This is a genomic window from Candidatus Moraniibacteriota bacterium (genome assembly GCA_016699425.1).
Taxonomy (GTDB): domain Bacteria; phylum Patescibacteriota; class Minisyncoccia; order Moranbacterales; family UBA1568; genus SSEF01.
Genome location: CP064975.1, coordinates 985,980 through 1,004,141 on the forward strand (window position 1 = coordinate 985,980; position 18,162 = coordinate 1,004,141).

At 52.9% G+C, this 18,162-nt stretch carries 15 protein-coding genes and 2 tRNA genes; 7 read left to right on the forward strand and 10 right to left on the reverse strand.

Going from position 1 to position 18,162, the window contains the following annotated elements; genetic code table 11:
• Positions 1-64 precede the first annotated feature (64 nt).
• On the forward strand, positions 65-580 hold the full coding sequence (locus IPJ68_05170; GenBank protein QQR78439.1) for a DUF4446 family protein: 516 nt from the start codon (positions 65-67) through the stop codon (positions 578-580).
• Between the two features lie 52 nt (positions 581-632).
• Complete coding sequence (locus tag IPJ68_05175; GenBank protein QQR78440.1) at positions 633-2,402, forward strand: translation initiation factor IF-2; 1,770 nt, start codon at positions 633-635, stop codon at positions 2,400-2,402.
• 59 nt (positions 2,403-2,461) lie between these two features.
• Here the strand turns inward: IPJ68_05175 and IPJ68_05180 are convergent, their stop codons facing one another.
• A complete protein-coding gene (locus IPJ68_05180) occupies positions 2,462-2,980 on the reverse strand; it encodes a hypothetical protein (protein QQR78441.1) in 519 nt (172 codons plus the stop codon).
• A complete protein-coding gene (locus IPJ68_05185) occupies positions 2,977-3,426 on the reverse strand; it encodes a hypothetical protein (GenBank protein ID QQR78442.1) in 450 nt (149 codons plus the stop codon). Before IPJ68_05185 ends, IPJ68_05180 begins: the two co-directional genes overlap by 4 nt.
• 219 nt (positions 3,427-3,645) lie before the next feature.
• Here IPJ68_05185 and IPJ68_05190 point away from each other — a divergent pair, with 219 nt between their 5' ends.
• The 5 genes from IPJ68_05190 to IPJ68_05210 all read left to right on the forward strand — a co-directional run bounded on the left by IPJ68_05190 (position 3,646) and on the right by IPJ68_05210 (position 5,985).
• Positions 3,646-3,858, forward strand: a complete 213-nt coding sequence (locus IPJ68_05190; GenBank protein ID QQR78443.1) for a hypothetical protein — start codon at positions 3,646-3,648, stop codon at positions 3,856-3,858.
• Complete coding sequence (locus tag IPJ68_05195) at positions 3,855-5,219, forward strand: HDIG domain-containing protein (GenBank protein ID QQR78444.1); 1,365 nt, start codon at positions 3,855-3,857, stop codon at positions 5,217-5,219. The genes IPJ68_05190 and IPJ68_05195 overlap by 4 nt, the downstream gene beginning before the upstream one ends.
• Positions 5,220-5,222: 3 nt before the next feature.
• Positions 5,223-5,293 (forward strand) — tRNA-Pro (locus tag IPJ68_05200).
• Between the two features lie 229 nt (positions 5,294-5,522).
• On the forward strand, positions 5,523-5,828 hold the full coding sequence (locus IPJ68_05205) for a hypothetical protein (GenBank protein ID QQR78445.1): 306 nt from the start codon (positions 5,523-5,525) through the stop codon (positions 5,826-5,828).
• A gap of 73 nt (positions 5,829-5,901) precedes the next feature.
• Positions 5,902-5,985, forward strand: a tRNA-Leu gene (locus IPJ68_05210).
• A gap of 146 nt (positions 5,986-6,131) precedes the next feature.
• Here the strand turns inward: IPJ68_05210 and IPJ68_05215 are convergent.
• The 8 genes from IPJ68_05215 to IPJ68_05250 form a co-directional block, all read right to left on the reverse strand.
• Positions 6,132-9,017 carry a hypothetical protein gene (locus IPJ68_05215; protein ID QQR78446.1) on the reverse strand — a complete coding sequence of 962 codons (2,886 nt, stop codon included), beginning with the start codon at positions 9,015-9,017 and terminating at the stop codon, positions 6,132-6,134.
• Positions 9,018-9,020: 3 nt separating this feature from the next.
• Positions 9,021-9,683 (reverse strand): hypothetical protein, encoded by a 663-nt coding sequence (locus IPJ68_05220; GenBank protein ID QQR78447.1) that lies wholly within the window; start codon positions 9,681-9,683, stop codon positions 9,021-9,023.
• 188 nt (positions 9,684-9,871) lie between these two features.
• Positions 9,872-10,777, reverse strand: coding sequence for a hypothetical protein (locus IPJ68_05225; protein QQR78448.1), 906 nt, complete (start codon positions 10,775-10,777; stop codon positions 9,872-9,874).
• Positions 10,778-10,782: 5 nt separating this feature from the next.
• Positions 10,783-12,744, reverse strand: a complete 1,962-nt coding sequence (locus IPJ68_05230; GenBank protein ID QQR79257.1) for an ATP-binding protein — start codon at positions 12,742-12,744, stop codon at positions 10,783-10,785.
• 377 nt (positions 12,745-13,121) lie between these two features.
• A complete protein-coding gene (locus IPJ68_05235) occupies positions 13,122-13,799 on the reverse strand; it encodes a hypothetical protein (protein ID QQR78449.1) in 678 nt (225 codons plus the stop codon).
• Between the two features lie 9 nt (positions 13,800-13,808).
• Positions 13,809-14,201 (reverse strand): PrgI family protein, encoded by a 393-nt coding sequence (locus IPJ68_05240; protein QQR78450.1) that lies wholly within the window; start codon positions 14,199-14,201, stop codon positions 13,809-13,811.
• Positions 14,202-14,325: 124 nt separating this feature from the next.
• Positions 14,326-15,789 (reverse strand): hypothetical protein, encoded by a 1,464-nt coding sequence (locus IPJ68_05245; GenBank protein ID QQR78451.1) that lies wholly within the window; start codon positions 15,787-15,789, stop codon positions 14,326-14,328.
• 70 nt (positions 15,790-15,859) lie between these two features.
• Entirely contained in the window at positions 15,860-18,121 is a 2,262-nt protein-coding gene (locus IPJ68_05250; protein ID QQR78452.1) for a hypothetical protein, read from the reverse strand.
• Between the last annotated feature and the right edge of the window lie 41 nt (positions 18,122-18,162).

Below are 18,162 nucleotides of genomic sequence, written 5' to 3' on the forward strand. Positions count from 1 at the left end.
GCCTCCCCCGACTCGACCTGGTTTACAGCGCGCCGTATTCCTGCTAGGCTCCCCGTACAGGCCTATGCTCGCGCGACTCCTCGAACCGACCCTTCTTCTCGCCTGTCTGGGCGTTTTTTTCCTTTTATTGGGTGGACTCGCCATCTGGATGGCGCTACTCGCCCGGAAACTCCGAGACCAAGAGAAGAAGCTCGGCATCTTTTTTTCCGGCAAAGAGGCAAAGGATCTCGAAACACTCCTGCTCGAAGAGAAAGCGCTCATCGCCTCAGTCGATGGCGACGTCCAGGAACTCTTTGAGATTTCGAATACGCTCCATCAACTCGGGGGCCGGAGCCTCCACAAGTGTGCAGTCCGGCGTTTCAACCCCTTCTCGGAGACTGGCAGCCATCAGAGTTTCGCCGTGGCGCTCCTCGATGGCAAAGGCTCGGGTGTCGTGCTCTCTTCGCTCCACACCCGCGAAGGCACCCGCGTCTTCGCCAAACCAGTCAAACAGGGCGAGGCCGATGGCTACCCCTTCACCGAGGAAGAGAAGGCCGTGATCCGAGAAGCAGAACAAAGTGCCACCGAAAAGAAAGTCTGAACTCACCGAACGCCTCCCATCATTAATTTACTCACCCGACCCATCAACCACCATGAGCACACCCGAGACTGAACCCATGAAGTCCGTCGCCCTGCCCGAAACCATGACCGTCAAGAAATTGGCGGAGTTTCTGCATGTCCCGGTCTCGAATGTCATCATGGAGCTCATGAAGAACAAGATCATCGCGACGATTAACGAAGAGATCGACTTTGACACGGCTTCCATCATCGCTAACGATCTCGGCTTCCAGACAACCGCCGATACGGAGGAGAAGGCCGGCTCACTCACACTCGTCGACCTGGCCCGGATTGTCGCAGCTGAAAAAACCGAGGCAGATCGCAAGCTCGTTCCCCGCTCGCCAATCGTCACCATCCTCGGCCACGTCGATCATGGCAAGACGACTCTGCTCGACACCATCCGCAAGGCAAATGTCGCCGCCGGTGAAGCAGGTGGTATTACCCAAAAGATCAGCGCTTATCAGGTGAAGAAGCACGGCCAGCTCATCACCTTCATCGACACGCCCGGACACGAGGCCTTCTCTGGTATGCGCGAACGCGGCGTCTCGATCGCCGACATCGCCATCCTCGTCGTCGCCGCCGACGATGGCGTCCGACCTCAGACGAAAGAAGTCATCCAGTTCATCAATGAGAAGAAGCTCCCCGTCATCGTCGCCATCAACAAGATCGACAAGCCCGAGGCCAAGGCTGATCGGGTCAAGCAAGAGCTCGCTGAAAATGGTCTCCTCTTTGAAGGCTGGGGAGGGGATGTCATGTGTGTCGAAGTCAGCGCCAAAGGCAATATCAACATCGACAAGCTCCTCGATGCAATCCTCCTCGTGGCCGAAGTCGAAGAGTTCACCGCCGATGAAAAGCGCGATGGTCTCGCTGTCATACTTGAATCCCACCTCGATCCCCAAAAGGGTCCCGTCGCGACGGTGCTCGTGAAAACGGGCACGCTCAAAGTCGGCCAGGATATCATCGCTGGTTCAGCGTTCGGCCGCGTCCGCCGACTGGAGGATTTCACCGGCAAGAATCGTGAGTCAGCCGGTCCGTCGGTCCCCGCCATTCTCTATGGTTTCAGCGATGTCCCCCAAGTGAACGATGTGGTCCAGGTCGTCAGTGGCAAGTCGCTCGCCCGGATGAAGTCTCAGGAAGCGCTTCTCAAGGAAGGTGAAGTGAAGAAAGTGATCCGAAAGGAAGACGAGAATGTGAAGCGTTTTGCCATCATCATCAAGGCTGACGTCCAGGGCTCACTTGAGGCGCTCCAGCAAATCCTCAGCGCTATCGAACATCCGGAAGTTGCACTCGATGAGATCGCGTCAGGCGTCGGTAGCATCACGGAATCCGATGTGAAACTCGCCGCCTCGAGCAGCGCAAAGATTTTCGGGTTCAATGTCGAACCGACTTCGGTCGCCAAACGCATCGCCGAAACCAGTGGCGTCGCCATCCAGAGCTTCAGTATCATCTACAAACTCGTCGAGACGGTGAAGAGCGATCTCGCCGCCCTCCTGCCGCCAGAAATTATCCGGACTGACTTCGGCCGACTCTCCATCCTCGCCATTTTCAAAAGCGGCAAGCGCGACATGATCATCGGTGGCCGCGTCGCCGAAGGGAAGATCGTCCGCGGCACGCTCCTCGAAGTCAAGCGCGATGGAGAAATCATCGGATCCGGAAAAATGGGTAATCTCCAACAGAACAAGAAAAACGCTGATGAAGTCGGTCAAGGCAACGAATGCGGCCTCGTCTTCGACGGCGCGGTGAAGCTCGCGGTCGGTGATACCCTCATCTCCTACCAAGTCGAGGAAAAACGCCGGACTCTGTAGGTGTTATCAGCGCAAGAAAACAGCGGCTCAGCCGCTGTTTTTACTATTAAGGTGCTATTCTATGGCTTCTCCCAAGCCCACAATGTACGGCCGTTTTCCTCTTTGACGAATCCAAGCGCCCGCATATTATCATCACCGATATCCCTGCCTTGTTTTCCATAAAGCCCGCGGAGAGCTTCCGCATACTCATCTTCGGAAATACCGAATGTCTTTTTCCACTGCACTACATCTCCGACAGAACGAACTGCTCCGTCTCGACGCGTTACCAGGTACAACAAACTATCAAGTTCTTTGACTGCATCATCATGAAGCGAGGCAGGATCAATATCAGCAACCTTCATCATTCTCAAGTCTTTCTCGTTTATACCTTTGCCATCCATGACTTCTTTTACAACAAATTTTTTCACACTCTCTCCATCAAACGATAATTTATCCATTAATACCTTCGCATAATCATTGAACTCAGCATCGCTTGATTGTATCAAGGTACAAATCATTTTGGTCGCTAACTCTGGCGATGGCTGTTCCCCAGGCTTCAACGCTGAAAATGCTTCCTTATAATATCCCTGCTTTTTCATTGCATTGACAATTGTACCGACCTCTTCTCCTGTATTTTCTGCATTTCCCCAACCGAACCCTCCTGCACCACTTCGGCTACTCCTGTTCCTCCTTCAAGATTCCCGTCCTTGATCTGCCCCAACAGCTTGGCAGCTGCGGCCGCATCAGCCTCTGCCTGTTGTCGGGCTTCTTCCGCGATTCTCGCTTGTTCCTGAGCTGCCGCTTCCGCCACCTTGCTCTCACCAATAGCCTTGTTCATGTCGCCGGCTTCTTCCCGTGCACTACCCAACATTTCATCCTTGGCTCCTTCCAAGGCCTTCGCCTGCTTGGCCAGTTCTGCCACCTTGTCATAGTCCCCGGCTGCTACTGCCTCTGCAATCGATTTCTTCTGTGCTGCGATTTCTTCCTCTTTGGCCGCGTACGACTCCCGTGACGACCCTTCTGTCGACTGCGCTTCAAAATCCATAGAGCTCGTTTAGATGGTTTAGATCTGCCTTTACATTTTCATTATCCCCCCCGTCAGACGTACCAGTCAAATAGTTTATTCCAGCACTTTCAATTACACGTCCGATCATCAGTCTCACCGCAATTCTATCCTCCCGCTACTCAAACAATGGTTGACGGCTTGTCTGCGGCCGCCTATACTCGAACCTCGCATGTATCTACATGTTAGACTGAAAATGCTATGCGATATCCTATCCCCACTCCCGTTTTGGAAACGCTCCGCGCCTTGGAACAGGCTGGATTCAAGGCGTATATCGTCGGTGGATCGCTGCGCGACCTCCTCATCGGCCGGACGCCCAAGGACTGGGATATTACAACTGATGCTCGACCAGAGGAAATCCAGAAAGTGTTCCCTGAGTCAGTCTATGAAAATACTTTTGGGACCGTGGGGTGAAAGTTGAACGCTTCAGTCCGGAACCTCCTGCCAACAACGAAGCGGTCTTTGAAGCCTCTGATAAGTCGTCCGAAAATGCTCCCCTTCAGAAGCCTTCATCCGACACAAAGGAGAAAGAGATAATCGAGGTCACGACCTTTCGCGCCGAGACCGGCTATAGCGACCAGCGCCATCCTGATACAGTCTCTTTCGTCACCTCGATTGAGGCTGATCTCGCGCGCCGCGATTTCACCGTGAACGCTATGGCCGGACGGGTAACAGGAAACATCAACGAGACCGAGATCGATATTATCGATCCGTTTCATGGACAGACTGATATCGAGCAGAAGTGCATCCGAGCGGTCGGTAACCCCGATGACCGTTTCACCGAAGACGGCCTGCGACTCCTCCGCGCCATCCGCCTCCCCGTCGAACTGAGCGATCCAAAGCAAGCGGACCTGACTTGGACGATCGAGGCGAATACCAGACAAGCGCTCCAGAAACACGCCGACATCCTGACTCGCGTCGCATTCGAGCGCATCCGCGATGAGTTCTCACGGATAATCCTGTCGGCCCACCCGAGCCAAGGAGTCGCCCTCCTCCAAGAAACTGGTTTACTTCGGCATATCATCCCCGAGCTGGTAGAGGGTGTCGGCGTCGCCCAGAACCTACACCACATCTATACCGTCTGGGAACATAATCTCCGTGCTCTCGCAACCTGTCCATCGACAAAACTTTCGGTCCGGCTCGCCACGCTCCTCCACGATGTCGGCAAGCCGCGCACGAAACGAGGCGAGGGGTACCATTCGACGTTCTACAATCACGACCATGTCGGCGGTCGCATGACGAAGAAGATTCTTGAACGGCTTCGCTACCCGAAGAAGATTATCGACCATGCTGCGATGCTCGTCGACAATCACCTCTTCTACTACAATGTGGGTGAAGTGACTGAAGCATCCGTCCGGCGACTCATCAAACGTGTCGGCCTGGAAAACATGGATGACCTCATGGCCGTGCGCATCGGTGATCGGCTTGGCTCGGGTGTCCCCAAGGCCAAACCCTACAAACTCCGTCACCTCGAATACATGGTCGACAAAGTCTCTCAAGATGCAACCTCGGTGAAAATGCTGAAGGTCGATGGATCAGCGCTCATGGCCGAACTTAATCTCTCACCTGGTCCGAAGATTGGGGCGTTACTTGAGTGTCTCCTCGCCGAAGTCATCGATGACCCCGCGCGGAATGTCCGGGAACAGCTTCTTGACCGAGCCCGGCAACTCATGGATAATGACCTCGATGCACTCCGACTCCTCGCCCAAGAACGGATCCATGAGGAGCGCGAGTCAGAGGATAAAACCATCCGCGGACGCCATCACGTCGCCTGAAATCGGAGTGTTGTATAGTGGTATTACGCACGCTTCGGGTGCGTGTGACCCGGGTTCGATTCCCGGCACTCCGACAAGAAATGTGACAGGGCAAGGGTGCGTGTGACCCGGGTTCCCTGCCTGTCGGCAGACAGGGATTCCCAGCACTCCGACAATTGCTATCTAGCCCAAAAGTGAGGAGCATGTGCCGCTTATAGTCTTCACTGACACATCCATCTGTACCCGAAAAGCTGCTCCCCGCGCTTGACGAGACTGTCACGAGAAGACGTACACCCACCCCTGAACGCTATTCTCCATTTGGCTATGAAGCTCCTCATCGAACACCCATCGGACACCACCGTGACACTCTTCCGTCGTGCTGGCTATATATTCCAACGAGAAGAAGGGACCGAAACTAGCTTCATCCGACCGCTCGGAAGCTCGGGTTATCCGCGCTTCCACTGTTATGTGAAATCCAAGCCTGACTCTATAGAATGTAGTATTCACCTCGATCAGAAGCGCGAAACGTATGGCCGGACCACGCGGCACCACGGTGAGTACGAGGATGCTGGGGCGCTCGCTGATGAGATACGGCGCATTCAGCCGCTTCTAGGAGTGCGGGAGAGGTAGCGACAGACATTCAAGCAACGGCACTATAGGACACCATACCTGGGCGGAAGAAGTGTCTAGCAGAAATATATTTGCCATGGTGGCGGAATTGGTATACGCGCTAGCCTTAGGAGCTAGTGGGAGTAATCCCTTGAGAGTTCGAGTCTCTCCCATGGCACAGTGAAAACGAGAGTGAGGTGGGCTAGCCTTTGACGCTGGATGTCTGGAGAACCTGTGAGTACCCTGCCTATCGGCAGATAGGGTGGTTACTCTCTTGAACAATAGAGACAGAAGACCCTCCGGAAGGAGGGTCTTCTGTCTCCTTTAGCGCGACTGACGATTCCGAGATATAGCTGCTTCTGGTACATTGGGGATGACCGCAAACACGACTCCCGAAGCAAAAAGGATGAGAGCAACAGAGAAGAACACCTTCAGCGAAAAGAGTACCGATCCAGGGAGATAGCTTGCGATGAGTGCATAGTACTTCTTCACACCCGTTTGAGTAATATTCAGTATCTCCGGCTGTTCGACTTGGGTACTGCCGCCAAAATAGCTTTCTGTCGTATCGAGTGAAGAAAGTCCCCAAATATCCTCCATCGCTTGACGAGTGAGCGTACTGGGTCGATAGACGGCGGTCAGAGAAACATTATAGACCGCTTGTCCAATCTTGTTCGCTGAGAACGCAATCGTATTCGTCGTCCCATCACCATATGGTACACCATCGACACTCCAGGAACGTTCGACTTGTGGCGGAGGAATGTTTGCGAGGAAATCAGGAGTGAAGAGTGCCCGAACCGGGACCGTACTCCCCGCCATTGTCTCCAGCGTTTCCTTGCTATATTCGGTGTAAGCGCCACCGTCCGTGTCCAGGTATTGACCAAGTGTCTTGGGCCAGACGCTGCCCATGTCATTCGATACGATACTCACTGATGGCTGGACTATCCGGAAAGTCCGAGAGATGGTCACGGTTCGTTCCGTCGAGCCGGCCGTGCTCGCCTGGTTCGCTGTGACGGTGATATTGAATGTATCGCCGACATTCCCAATCACCGGGAAGAAGTTGATGTTCCCTTGACGATCATCGAAGCAACTCGTGGCGGATACCCGCGCATTACAGATGAGCGGCTGACCATTGATGGTCCAATTGTAATTCGAGAGTCCAGCCCCCGGCACTTCCAGCCCGATAATCTCATTCTTGATAACACGACAGAGTTTGCCATCCAAACGAGAGAGGGCTTGCTGTTCGGGCGGATCTGCCGGATTCACGATGCCCGAGCAAATCTCGTTGGCCGCATTGATCGAGACACGGGCCGGATCGCCAGCTGCCGTCACCGTATGGGCGAGGATGCGATCCTGGCTCGCATTGAACTTCACAATGACGTCGCTCCGTCCCCGGCGAGTCGTTCCAGTCCCACTAAAATTTTCGGCAGCATCCACGCGGAAGCGCAGATAGCCGATATCGTTCAGGAGATAGTTCGTGAAAGGACGACCGTTGAACGTATCTGTTCTCTGCATATTCAAGTCGAGCTGCACCTTATTGACACCATTGCCCCGGACCTGGGACAAGAGCCGACGACCCGGGAGGTTGTTCAGCGAACTCGTGATATTCACCCAACCAGCTGCTGGATTGGCTGTCCCGTCTGGCGAGAGCTCAACCCGCCAATCATAGTACACCTGTTGTATTCCGCGGGCCGAGTTGTCGATGGTGGCCACGGCATTTAATTGGTCACCGTCACCCCGAGTCGTGACATCATTGAGTGGATCCTCGGGTGAAGCCGTGACTGAGAGATTAAGATTCGTTGATTGACCACCTTCAGCCGGATCGACCAGGTTCCAGCGAGCACACCAGCGCAGATCATGCGCAATAGTTGGGATAACTACTTCATAACCAGCAATATTCCGTGTATATGACCCAGTATTGCCGTTATTCGGACAATTATTCTTCGACCAGGCCCACATGATCATATTGGATGAGTCCCGATACTTGGTCGCGTTCATCGAAGTCCCTTCGACCACCACTCCCACCTTATCGCCCGGCTGATAATTCCAAATAAAGGTGTCCCGGCCGAGCCCGACTACATTGGCCTCATCTTTATTCCCATTATCAGCTGTGTCTGGATCAGCAGGATTGGTCCGCCAGAACTGTTCTTCGGCAGCGCCGTAGGTGCCGTCCCCGGCCGTAAAACCTGGGGCCTGGGGGAATATGTGCCGACAAATTGGATTTGCATTGCTTCGGCCGACGCCGCCAGGCCGTGAACAGTACGTTAGACCGATACTACAGAATGTCGCCGTGGCGGGATTCGAAACGCAGCATGGTGTTCCGACATTGCAGGCCGGGCTGCCAGACTGGGTACAATACGGCAGGCCCGAGACATAGTCATTCGCTTCGTCGAGATTGAAAGTCTCACCTTCTGCGGTCGCCGTCCCACCGGTCGCTGTTCCGCCCCCGGCACCACTCCCATCACTCGACGAGCTCGCCGTCCCACCGGTCGCACTGAGTTCCAGTATGCCCGGCGTGACATTGGCGCTCCCCACCATACAAATTGGTTGAGTGCCAGCTGGGCAGCCCCAATCAACCTCTCCGACATCGGCATCGACGATCTCGTAATTCTCACCACTAGTATTGTCATGATAGTAGCAGTGATTCGGGACATTGACCCGGTTATCCCCTCCGAAACGGGCAAAGTAACCATCGTTATCAGTATCCACTCCATAATTCACGTTGGCCAAGTCAAGGTCATTGGAAGCGATTATCCGGTGCGCCTCGATCATGTAGTCTTCCTCGTCCGCCCAGTTGTCACCATTCAGATCGCAGCGGGCAATATTGAGGTTGCCTTCACATCCCGCCCGCATAAGGAACCACGTGAAGTAAAGATTACTCGCCTCACTCATAAAACCAGATGGAAAAGCACGGGCGGTAAGTTTTTCCCCCGGCTTCGGGTCCGAGGGTGAGAAGAAGAGTGAAACCTCCGGTGTTATTTTCTTGGCGTTAGCGACATTCATCGTTTCACCCTGCTCCTGGACGGCACCAGTGTTTACATGATAGCGTCTCTCAATATCCGCTGCCGCTTCAGAAGGGGAAGGTATCTTGATACTCGGCGATCCCCCAAAGAGCCCGGCTGAGGCAGGCAAGACAGAAACAATAAACAGCTCCAAACTCATCAAGAGACGGGCGAGCTGCAGGATCTTTTTGTGTTTTCTGAAACTCAACATATTTCAGCGAAGGATGAGCACCATGACATCGGTCAGAAACAGGAAAAACCACGATGCGCCATAACTGTACCAGAGAGATCGAGACTGATAGGCGATGAGTCCGGCAAACGGAGCAAAAATAAGCGATGGGATGGTCGAGGCGTTGATGTCATCGCTGGCATAGAACAGGAAACCGATGAGTGCCGCCTGAACAACGACCGACCAAATCCCCCACCTCCGGAGCCACAATAACATTATAAACCCTCGAAAGAATACCTCAAAGAGCAGCACGATGAATCCATTCAGGAATACCTCGTACAGAACAAAAAAGAGGAATTGCTCCTGGACTACCACCGGGAGCTGATAGTCTTGGAGAAGCGGAGTGAAATTCCACAAGACAAATAGTGCAGCTAATGCGGCAATGAGCGCCAAAACACTTCCCCCGATGCCGGCCCAGACATTCCCTTTTTGGAAGCCAAGTGCTGACAGCGGACGACCGAGCAGTACCTTACAGTACGCGAGCGGCATGATGAGAAAAATACCGATCGCTGCAATGATACTTTGAAGCATCGGACTGATACGATCATCCCCGCCGAGAAACCACAGAACGAGTAACGAACCAGTGACGACCGTCATCGTTCCGAGGAATTCCTTGTGCCGAGCAACTACCTGTATCCATCGTTCCATAAAAACTGGAAAGCTCAAACCAAATCAAATTAATTGGTTACCGGATCAAATCCGGGAGAACCTGAATTTCTGCCCTCAAAAAATGACCACGGAGTCTCGGTGCTGTCGCTCATTCCGTATTAGAATGGTTCATCTTTACTTATTATACACTCTCACAGACGCGCCGATCATCTCATGCTTTTTTTCCTTTACGCTGCCCGGCGCATCACAGCATCGTTAGCAGCCGCACGCTGCCTTCCCCTCTCATAGAGTTTTCCTCCTTCTTTTGACATTTGTCTCCCAGCAGCACGTGCGACCTCCTGCTCACCTAATTTTGTAGCTATCATGCCCGCTTTCCCGAGTCTGGTTACTTCTCCCACACCTGTCATATCAGCCGCCATAAACGCCGCTCCTGTCGCGCCATGCCTCACTCGATCAGTCCCAGAAAGTCTTCTACCATCAAGCCGTTTTCCCGTTACTGACTCACCGACCATCTTTGCCGATCCAACCACCGGCACCCAATCAGCACCTCTCGAAAGGCGGGTCATTCTCGGGTTTTGTGCGACGTCCCCTTGAGCAGAGAGCGTTTCCGCTTCCGTAGACGCGTCAGCCGAAGCATTTGAGGAAGCCGTCTCCTGGGCGGCTCTACTCTGAACTAACGCGCGTTGTCGCGCCACGCCACGGAGATCACCCGCCATCTTAGGAGTGGCTCGATCGAGTGAGTCTAACACCCCTTTGGATTTATCAGCATCCTTCTTTGCTACATGGTACGCATATAGGACACACACCGTTTGGAACGGGATAAGATTTATAAAAGGGATGAAGTCGAGCAATGAAAGGAAGAAGACGACTAAACGGACCTTCCATTTCCCTCGCCCCCACATGAAGATGAATAGGTACACTGAAATGAAGAACCCGAAGACGAGACCGATGAATGGGATGAAATCAAAGATACCATCTTTGGCAAGTGCAAAAGCCAGCGGCATAAGAAACACGGAGAGGTCTCCCTCTTTGACCCTTCTCCGGTGCTCAAGAGCAAGGTGTGTCGCGCTCTTCAACTGCTTCCATTTGCTCTGCTGAAGCTGGTCGAGCTCGAGATCAAAATCCTCATCCATAGAACCTAAGGATTGTTGGCGTCAAATTCCCGCTTCGCCTCTTCAATTTCCAGGAGCTGGCGCGGGTCAGAAGTGATGATCTGGTCCTCGCTATATGAAGCGATAACCTTGATCGCCGCGTGCTTCGTCCCAGCGAAGAAGATTCCTTCGCCGACATTCGACTCGAGCAAGAGGAACTTCTCGTGGTCCGTCAGGTAAAACGTCTCCGTGATGAAATCAATGGAAGCCGGCGACTGACGGAGGAGGAGCTGCATGGACGAGTTCGTGATAATCGGCTTGCCGTAGCGCGAAGACATGAAGTCAGAGATGTCCTGTGTGATCGTCGTGAGGCCCGTGTAGTACTTGCGGCAGCGCTTGGCGATACCAAAAAGGAATGAGGCCGCGTCTTCGTTTTGCATCATGATCCACGCTTCATCGACGACAATGAGACGCTGGCGAAGCTTCGAGCGGATATCGTTCCAAATGTACTGAAGGATGATATACATGGCGATCGGCCGAAGCTCTTCCTCCAGGTCGCGGATATTGAACACCACAAGCTGATTGTTGGTGTCGATATTCGTCTGCTCATTGAGGAACCCCGAAAAAATCCCTTCCGTATACCGCTGGAGACGTGCCGCGATCAAATCCGCCCCTTCCATATTCTTCAGGACCGCGTACAAGTCTGACATAGTCGGAAAGGAATTGGCCGTCAGTGACTCGTAATTCGAATCTTCGTGAATGTCACGAATGGCATAGGCTTCTCGGATCGCCTGATCCAGGATAGAGTCCTCTTCGGCCGACAGAGTGCCGAGCATAAGGTGAAGGAGACCAATGAGGTTGGCGATAGCGTTCCGGAACACGCCGTCCGACTCATCGTCAGCGCCCACCTTCGGCATATCAAACGGATTGAGGTGGATATCCGAATTCAGCGAAATCTTCAGGAATGCCCCGCCAACTGTCTCGCAGAGATGCTTGTACTCATTTTCAGGGTCGATGATGATGACGCTCGACTCGAACATGAGCGCCCGCAAGACTTCAAGCTTCACCGTATAACTCTTTCCAGCACCGGACTTCGCAAACACCACCATATTTGCGTTTTCCATCTTGAACCGGTCAAAGAGGATGAGCGAGTTGTTATGACGGTTGATGCCATAGAGGATTCCTTCGTTCGAAGAGAGATCGGAGGAAACAAAGGGGAAAGTCGTCGACAAAGGCTCAGTGTTCAGGTTGTTGGCGACATCCAAGGCATCATTCGCGAGCGGACGCGTCGATGCGAAACCCGCATCCATTCGGAGTACGGCCGGTTTAGTATAGACGAGCTGCGCCTCGAGCATCGCCTCGACAGACTGTTCTTTCTGTGAGAGATCCTTTTCGTCTGCTCCGTATATCATCATGTACAGTCCGAAACGGAAGAACTTCTCTGTCCCTTGCTGAAGCCGATCGCGCAGTTCTTCGATGTTCTGAAGGGCTGCCTCGAGCACGGGGTCACGGATTTTCCCTTCTTCGACTTCGATATTCATCTGCGACTGCACCTGGGTTGCTGATTTCCGGAGCTGTTTCAGGATCTCGGCCGTCTCGATCGGATGGATGAAGAGCGCCGTGTCCATCGGAAAGTCGAGATTGATGATCGGGGAAAACCAATTGGTCGAGAGGAAACGTGGATACGCGATGACAAACAGCGCGCGTGCAACGACATCGCCGATTTGCATCGACGCCGGAGTGACCCGGATAGCCGGCGGAGCGATCAGGTCCTTGATTGTCGCCAGGCCCTTCTGGTACAACTGCTCCGTATCCAGTCCTTCATCCAGCTCCAGAATCCGTGGATTATTCTTGAAGAGTTTGCTGAAAATACCGGCTTTTTCTGACTGTGCACGCACAACACGTTCTTCGGGCGCAACATGTGACACGACTTCTTTGGCCCAGACCTCACGGTTTGCCTGTGGCTGAAGCAAGGCCTCATAGTCAGGCACCGCGACGGCCTCTCGCATCGGGGCCTCCCGGACGGGGGGGTCAGGCACGATGTACGGTTCGAGCTCGGGTACAGCCACTGGCGGTGTGACCGGATCGGCCTCGACTATCACCAATGGTTCCACCTTCGGTCGTGGTTTCGGCGTCGGCTTTGGTTTCGGTCTTGCCTTCGGTAACGGTTTTGGTTGCGGCTCGGTAACCGTAACAGACGCTTTCGGTTGGCGGACCGGCGCGGCGACCACCTCTACTGGAGGCACTGGAGACGTCTTTACCACCGGCGCTGGCCGCGATGGCGGAACCGGAGCCTGGCCTGATCCAGGCGTCGTGATATTCATGGGATCTACCACGGATACCTTCCTGATTGGCCGGTCAAAAATGATGAGTTCTCGTGCCATACCTATGACTGAAGCTCAATGGCCTCGATATTCTTCACGATCGTTGAGGCAAAAAGCGATGGGTTATAGCTGTTGTAGAGTAGTTCGATAAGCTCCTCCGTCTCGAGAACCGCCGCCCGGACACCCATCGGAGAGAGTCCTGCCACCACGTGCTCGACGCGCTGCATGAGCTGGGTCCGGTAGGTGTAGAAGAGCTCCGTCTTCAAGCCGACCGTCTTTTTTTGATTGAAGATATCGCCCATCTTCTGAAAAAATCCGCCCTGGCTGTTCTCGACCGGTGAAAACGGCACCACGACATAGAAGAATTTCGACATGATGTTCGATATCTCCGTCAAATTCTTGATGAAACCTTGATACTCCCGCATTTGGAAACGCAAAAGCTCATTCATTTGCTGAGCTTCTTTCCCCTTGAGGAGTTCGATATACGGATCGATATTGAAACGCCGCGATTGCACCACGATCTGCACAGGAAAATCGAGCGAGTTCAAAAAATTCTGGTATTGGGAGATGATCGCATCTTGTTCCTCGCTTGATTTCAAATCAAAATTGATGGATGAAACAAGAAGCACCGCTCGAAGTGCCCCGGTCTTGAGGACGAGCACACCATCGCGAATTTCTTCGACATCGACATAGCGCTGTGTGCTAGCACTCCCTGACTTTTTCTTCGAAAGAAGTTCCATAGATCGAGACTAGTGGCTATCCATGATATTGGCGAGACGACGAAGCTCTTCGGAGGTAATACGTTTTTCCTTGGGTGCCTCCACGACGCGAGCTGTTTCAACAGGTGCCTGACGGATCCGCGCCGTCGGTCGCTCCCAGACAGCGATTTTGGGACGGAACAAGAATGAAAATCCGTGGAAGAGAAACACAATGAGCGGTACCCCTTGAGGCCGATAGAAGGCCAGGGCAACAAAGAGGAGAATGAGCGGTATGCCGATGACGAAGAATCCCGTGGTACCGATAGTGTTGTAGAGCACGAGGAGGGTGATCATCATGCCGATCATCCACAAGAGCTGCCGCCAGGTCAACGGACCAGCGATCTTGTCCTCGACATCGATGAATTGCGGGACACTGAACATCATAACGCTTTTGTATTCGAGGATAGCCTGCTTTCCATTTCTGCCAACATGAAAAGAAGTCTCCGCCTCTTTAGTATATCACTACACTAATGCATCGGTGTAGTGATATACAATAGCTGTACGAGATTTATATGTCTCCGTTCCCACCATTCCTCGCACGAAGCGGACGGATAGAGTAGGGACTTTTCGAAAGCGAGGCTTTCGGTTCACGCCGGATTCCCTGAGTCGGCTGTTGCATCTGGCGGAGCGCCTCATTTACGCCTGTTGGGGCCGTATCAACTTCACGTTCCGCGGGCAGCACATGGCCGGTGGAGAAATGCAGAGTCTCGCCAGAGACATTTTTTTCTGGCGCCGCTGATTTTCCAAAGAGGGGTTTGAATGTCGGTGCCGGTTGAGACTTCACAGCTAACGGGACGGTCGGGGTGGTCGGTTGGATATTCGGTGCTGCCACGGCCGGATTCGCCGGCAACCCGCGAGGGCGGATAGTTCGGTTCATCGGCTGAGTCTTCACTTGAGCCAATTCCATCGATGCATCATCGGTCCGCGGGAAGATAATCGTCTCATGGGTCGTATCGATCTCCAATGGGAAATCCTCCTCGACTGATTTCAGAATGAGATTGAGCCGCGCCCGGTCGTCATTGGAGAGGCGTTTGCAATTCACGGACTGGAAGAGGAAATTCCCCCGCTGAGCGGTCTCATGGAAGCCGATACCAATTTCCTCGCGATAGCTCCGCAGCCAATTGCCCAAGGACGGCCGCACCGGTTCCATCGACGTCTTTAGTTTGATCTTCTCATTCGTCAGCAATTGCTCCGACAGATGCCGATACTCACTCATCGCCTTGAGCAGCGGTAATCGGATCGTTTTTTGGGCGGGTGCTTGTTGGCGACCAGTACCTGCAGAAACTCCCTTCTGTTGAGAGTTACTCATAGATGAATACTTTGCTCTGAACTCATTTGGGTTTACTTCTCTTACCCCTTTCTGCTCAAGTTCAGATAGTTTCTCATACACTCCAGCGACATCATAGACTGTAGTAATGGGACGTGCAAACCATTGGTCATACACGCGTAATACTTCACGAAGTACCCCTTGCTGATTCTTACTCATAGAGACGATCTCCGGAACACGGGTAAAGAACATGTTCACTGCAGTCCCTTCGCGCTCCATCGATGGGAAGTCTTTATCGAATTTCTGGACCCAGTCGCGGACCGTTCTTTGTCCAATTTTTTGTTCATTGTGTAATAGAGCATCCCGAAAAGCATTTCGATCCCCTTCCTGATTACCATAACCCAAGTACAGAAACCGGCTCTTGATCACCTCATCGATATCCACTTCACTCGTCAACAGATCAACAAATTGTCTTTCAATGATTGCCACTGCCTGATCTACCGGAAGACTTGGGAAAGCAATGAACAAGAGAGGGTCCTTCATCTGTGTCAACATCTCCTTCGATGATGCAGGTGCCTGTCCTGCCATCACGTCCCACTGACGCCAAGCGGAATATGCCAAGTTGTCATCATGTCGGGCGCACGCCTCTGAGACCTTCGCGGACCATTGTTTGAAGTCTGTTGGCGGGGTAGTTGGTGAACTCACAGTCATAACATGGGGACTATATTAAACGTTATGTGCAAGACGGGGGGGTACAATACTGTTCATTCGTTAATTATATGAGTCGTGTGGGCATCGTGTGTCCAGATGGCAGTGTCGGTTTAACAGTTTTCTCAACGTACTCTCGGAACATTGGGTTTGTGTTATACGCGGCCTTAAAGTTCCTATAGTTTCCACTCGTGGCAGTATTCACTGCCCCCTCATAGGCATCCAGGATCGCACTCTGGACTACTGCATTCGTTCGAGATGCGCTACCCACATCATTATTATTTATTTCCATAGCAACTGCTAATCCAGACGCATGCATATCACCATATTTTCGATTGCCTGAAGCTGGGTCAACAACCTGTGTAAAGAGACCCCGGGCATGCAGGACATCCTGCCGTGTTTGCGCTTTCATTTTCTTGAAATTCCCCGCAACAGTCCCGGCATGGTCAGATGTGCCTGTCCAGGTTCCCGTTGCAACATCTGGTTCATAGAAGTCCCCAAAAGCAATATCCCCTTTCATCTTCGCATTTTCACCGAAGTTATGCATGTGTTTCATAATTGCCTGTTCGTCCACGCCCACATCCTCCAGAATTTTTTTCATGGTGTCCTTATAGCTCTCAGTGATATCGACCAATCCGGTGACCGGATCAATACTTGCCGTACCCAACTCATGCGCGAAATCCGCTGCAACGTTATCCAGACCATTTATCCGAGACAGGAGCGTACTCGCTGCCAGCACTTTTGCTGAATTACGTTCCTCATAACCCTCTTTAAGCGCTCGTCGTACTACATTTTCATTAACCTCCCCTCCTCCCTGTTCCTTGATCTCTGCTTCATAATGAGCTTTTTGTTTATTCTGCTCCAAGAACGCATAGTTGGTTGAATCCGCGTGTGTAAACTTATTAACAATTGGGATGCTACTAAATGCTTTATTTAATTCATCGTGCATCCGCGCCTTTGCCATATCGATAGGAAGTTGGTCCTCATGATGCTGAGCCTCACTACGCTGCTTGAAGGCGGATTTCAACACGGTCGGGCTCAAGTACTTCACCCATTTTTTATCAGATGCAGCGAGCTTCGTCTCAATCTTCCTCCCAGCATATTTGGCCGTCCCAGCTGCGCCCTTCCCCACCAATCTCACTGGTGCCATCGCTGCGCCCTGCACCTTCTTCCGTGCCCAATGCGCCGCCCCATAGCCCATACCGACGACAGCTGCCGAGCCGGCGATGGCGAATTTGTTGGCCAGGCCGATGGTCGCCCAGATGAGAATGATCGGGATCGTATAGAAAATCACATTGGTGATGAGTGTCGATCCACTAGCGCTGACACTGGCATTGGTCGACACCTGGTCCACTGATCGCCAGACATTGGCCGTCTGGGTCGCCTCGAGAAATTTCAGCGAGACCACGAGCATGAGCGCGGCCGCCGGACCGAAAAAAGCATAGCTCCAGAACTTACTCCACCATTCCTGTCCGTATTTGTTGAATCCTGGCAAGAGCGACCCCGCGAAGCCGATCGGCGAAAAAACGAGGAGGAGGGTGAGTGCGATGAGCCGAACGATGAGCATGACCGAGAGCACCGCGAGCGAAATACCGAAAAGGAAGGCGAAGATGATCGCTGCAAACGTCGGGATATAATCCGTCGTCAGTGCCGCCGCCGCCGTACCCGAAAACCCGAGCAGGTTGTTCATCGCGATCACCGCCCCCTGGCCACCCCCCGCACCGATGACGTCATTTATGAAGTAGTACATCGGCACATTGGCCACATCGATGAGAAAGCGCGTGATAGGAAAACTGAAATTGATGAGGAGCGCCGTGAGGAGGATGTTCTTGAAGATATTACGGATATTGAAGCTATCTACCTGGAAGATGGTCGCGAAGGCCGAAAAGAGCAGAATGAAAATGAAGAACAAATTGAAGAAGTCCCGGATAAATTGCCAGAGCGTATAGACGGCGGGGAAATTCAGGATGCCGTTTGGACCAGAGACATTGGCCGGATTGACCACCCAGACGAAAAGCGCAGCGGCCGGGGAAGCAATGATGAGGATGATCGCACTGCGAATCAGATTGAGTAACCACAGTGAAAAGTCCTTCAAACATCCGGTGATATTGCCTATATTGCATCCAGTGGACACATCTCCAGTGGCTATCCCTTGGCCTTCTTTCACACCCGCGTTAGTCGCCCCACCCACCGTCGCAGCCTCGACCGGGGTCTGGATAGTCTGATTCGCATGCACCGATGCCGCACAACCAAGAACGCCTTGGAAGACGAGCACGGAAAGGAATAGACTCGCAAAAATTTTCTGTGTGTTTTTCTTCACCCCACGCATAGGTATGCCAAGAGTATGAACAGCTACCGAGATACAAAAAT

Coding starts and splice junctions, on each gene's coding strand:
- IPJ68_05215 (QQR78446.1), bottom strand. CDS start 9,017: ATGTTGAGTTTCAGAAAACACAAAAAGATCCTGCAGCTCGCCCGTCTC.
- IPJ68_05205 (QQR78445.1), top strand. CDS start 5,523: ATGAAGCTCCTCATCGAACACCCATCGGACACCACCGTGACACTCTTC.
- IPJ68_05225 (QQR78448.1), bottom strand. CDS start 10,777: ATGGATGAGGATTTTGATCTCGAGCTCGACCAGCTTCAGCAGAGCAAA.
- IPJ68_05190 (QQR78443.1), top strand. CDS start 3,646: ATGCGATATCCTATCCCCACTCCCGTTTTGGAAACGCTCCGCGCCTTG.
- IPJ68_05230 (QQR79257.1), bottom strand. CDS start 12,744: ATGCGAGAGGCCGTCGCGGTGCCTGACTATGAGGCCTTGCTTCAGCCA.
- IPJ68_05170 (QQR78439.1), top strand. CDS start 65: ATGCTCGCGCGACTCCTCGAACCGACCCTTCTTCTCGCCTGTCTGGGC.
- IPJ68_05250 (QQR78452.1), bottom strand. CDS start 18,121: ATGCGTGGGGTGAAGAAAAACACACAGAAAATTTTTGCGAGTCTATTC.
- IPJ68_05180 (QQR78441.1), bottom strand. CDS start 2,980: ATGAAAAAGCAGGGATATTATAAGGAAGCATTTTCAGCGTTGAAGCCT.
- IPJ68_05220 (QQR78447.1), bottom strand. CDS start 9,683: ATGGAACGATGGATACAGGTAGTTGCTCGGCACAAGGAATTCCTCGGA.
- IPJ68_05185 (QQR78442.1), bottom strand. CDS start 3,426: ATGGATTTTGAAGCGCAGTCGACAGAAGGGTCGTCACGGGAGTCGTAC.
- IPJ68_05235 (QQR78449.1), bottom strand. CDS start 13,799: ATGGAACTTCTTTCGAAGAAAAAGTCAGGGAGTGCTAGCACACAGCGC.
- IPJ68_05175 (QQR78440.1), top strand. CDS start 633: ATGAGCACACCCGAGACTGAACCCATGAAGTCCGTCGCCCTGCCCGAA.
- IPJ68_05240 (QQR78450.1), bottom strand. CDS start 14,201: ATGATGTTCAGTGTCCCGCAATTCATCGATGTCGAGGACAAGATCGCT.